This window comes from Priestia sp. KCTC 13724, assembly GCF_056820425.1.
Window position 1 is genome coordinate 1 of record NZ_JBXDLD010000089.1, and the last position, 556, is coordinate 556.

Below are 556 nucleotides of genomic sequence, written 5' to 3' on the forward strand. Positions count from 1 at the left end.
CACCACTGAAAATTATCGACTCGAGTACGTTGCCATTGAACTTGAAAAACCATAAGTGGGCTGAATTCCCATACCCATCAAGCTAACGACAGAAACGATTAAAAATGTAATGATCCTTGTCCTAACATCGGTGAGTATCAGAAAAATCGGCATGACAAAGAAGCCTATGAAACTATCATTTTTTTCGTTAGGCAACTTGTTGTTGTTTTACTGCTGTCTCATACACAATACCAAGAATGTCAAAAACGGTTTTTTTCTGATACCGATGACACTTACGCCCATTCTTTTTCAACAGGTGATACAGTCGTTGGAGAATCGTTACGAGTTCAGTCAGATCACCTGCCATTGCTGGAAATAGTAACGGAAAATAGTCCTTAATCATATAAATTGATTTGTATTCACTCAGCTCTTGTTTTCTCTTTTTCAACAGGAGCTGCCGCATTTGAAACATGGTGGAAGAACAGAGAAGAATCCCGATGAGTTGCCCATATAAATGGCACTCTAGCCGTTCCTTTTTGATGGTTTTACATTCATCTATTTCGAAGAAGGACTTCCA

The 556-nt window shown here is 38.8% G+C and carries 1 pseudogene; it reads right to left on the reverse strand.

What is annotated here, in order from left to right:
* Positions 1-187: 187 nt before the first annotated feature.
* Positions 188-556, reverse strand: a pseudogene (locus AC1UFB_RS12845) (IS4 family transposase); the annotation flags it as partial.